Raw genomic sequence first — 2,014 nt, 5'->3', positions numbered from 1 at the left:
GAAAATGGCGGGGCGTCCTGCCCCGCACGGGAAGCGCCAATAAATCAGCGCTTCCTTAGATTTCCGACACCACTTTGTCGTAAAAGGCAAGGAAATCGTCCCGCCGGTCGCTCTCGCGCCACTCGATGGCGGCGCGTGGGTGCTGGTTGAGCTGTCCCGTGATGTTGTAGGGGAGCACCGGTCCCCATTCGATTTCTCGCCGCAGCGGCACCAGGTGGTGCTGGATTACGTCGATGACTGGGCGGAGCTCGAACTTGGGATTACGCAGGAAGCCGAGCAGCAGCTCCGTGTGGCAGTTGCCGGCTCCGCGCCCGAAGCCGAGCATGGTTGCGTCCACCCGGTTGCAGCCGAGAATGATGGCCTCGATGGTGTTGGCAAACGCGAGCTGCATGTTGTTGTGGGCATGGATGCCGACGTCTTTGCCAGTGCCCTCGAGTGCCTTAGCGTACTTGCGATAGAGCCGGTCTACCTGCTCGCGGTAGAGGTGGCCGAAGCTGTCGACGATGACCATGGTGCTCGCCGGCGTATCGGCGACGGCGGCGAGCACGGTGTCGATTTCGTCGTCGGTGATGTTCGAGACGGCCATCAGGTTGGCCGTTGTCTCGTAGCCCAGCTCCGCCGCGTGGCGGATCATGGCAACGGCCTCCGAGAGCTGGTGGGCGTAGAAGGCGACACGGATCATGCTGAGTGGGCTGTCCGCGGCGGGCACAATATCGGTCTGCCAGTCGGACTTGCCCGCATCGGCCATGGCGGCGAGCTTGAGTCCGGTGCGCTCGGCGTCGTGATCCCCCACAACCCGCTGCAGGTCCGCTTCGTCGCAGTGGCGCCAGGGGCCGAACTGCTCCACCGGGAAGGTCTGCTTCGAGTTCTTGTAGCCGATTTCCATGTAGTCGATACCCGCCGCCACGCAGGCGTCGTAGACGGCGCGGACGAAGGCGTCGCTGAACCGGTGGCCGTTCACCAGGCCGCCGTCGCGCACGGTGCAGTCGAGCACCTTCAGCTCCGGCCGGTAGGTGATCCAGGGGGCTTTGTCTTCGGCCTTCGTCTCCGCCATTGTGCTCGTCTCCGGGTTGTATCGATCCCGCCATTGTGCACCGCAGAACTCCCCTTGGGCATTGGCATTGGTCAGCTTCGCGGGTCTTGGGCGACGCTGGCGAGCGGGATGAATGCGTGCAGGAGTGTCTCTGGGCCAAACAGACGCGCCGATGCGTATGCCTTCGCTCGGCGCAGCTGATCCCTGACAGAGGCACGCGCCCTCACCGATCGCGCTCTGCTGTTGCGCTTGGACGGCGGCGACGATGCCATCAGAACATCGCCGTGTTCACCGCGCATCACGAGCAGCACAGCGAGCGCGCGCTGGCGCACTACTTGAAGATGCCGAGCGTATGAGACTGCCAGTGGATGCGCTCCCGGCGCATGTCGCAGATCTTACTTTGCCGCATACATCCCGGTCTCCATCGCGAAGACCACCAGGGACTGCATAGCGGGAGTCTGCTCCAAGCCCTCCAAAAGCCGCCTTTGCTCATCGTCTGACGGTAGCGAGAGACTTGGGAAGGAGACAGGTGGGCTAGGGACACACGCCCCAGGTGCTCCACAAGCGCCATCACCCGGAAGGGGTCAGAGGTCAGGGCAGTCGCTGCGAGAGTCAGCAGCATTTCTTCGCGGTAGCGTTCCGGGACGTCAGCGACGCTCTGTTGCTGCATCCGGTGTGGTGTCCCGGAAAACGCCGCGCTCCATCTCGACCTCGACGGTCTTCGCTAAGGTCAGGACGTCTGCCTTCGTGCTGAAGGGCTTGTGAGGGAGGGCTCGGCCTTCTTCCGGGCCCGAGCGCGGCAGCGGTTTGCCCGCTTATGGATCGTCGGCATCTGAATCTCCACTGTGCCAACAGTGTGCCAATGGAGATCACTCACAGGGCCAAGGAGTCGTACCTCCTTGAAAAAACTGGTGGGCGCGGCTGGTTTCGAACCAGCGACCCCTGCCGTGTGAAGACAGTGCTCTCCCACTGAGCTACGCG

1 protein-coding gene is annotated in these 2,014 nt (G+C 63.3%); it reads right to left on the bottom strand.

Features of this window, described 5'->3' with window-relative positions:
• Positions 1-55: 55 nt before the first annotated feature.
• The gene (locus tag I6U14_RS06515) at positions 56-1,054 is read right to left on the bottom strand and encodes an aldolase catalytic domain-containing protein (RefSeq protein WP_296897846.1); all 999 of its coding nucleotides are present in this window, start codon (positions 1,052-1,054) and stop codon (positions 56-58) included.
• Positions 1,055-2,014: the final 960 nt, after the last annotated feature.

The sequence above is a fragment of the Thiohalocapsa sp. genome (assembly GCF_019695415.1).
Taxonomy (GTDB): Bacteria; Pseudomonadota; Gammaproteobacteria; order Chromatiales; family Chromatiaceae; genus Thiohalocapsa.
This window is presented reverse-complemented; position numbering and strand designations above follow the sequence as displayed.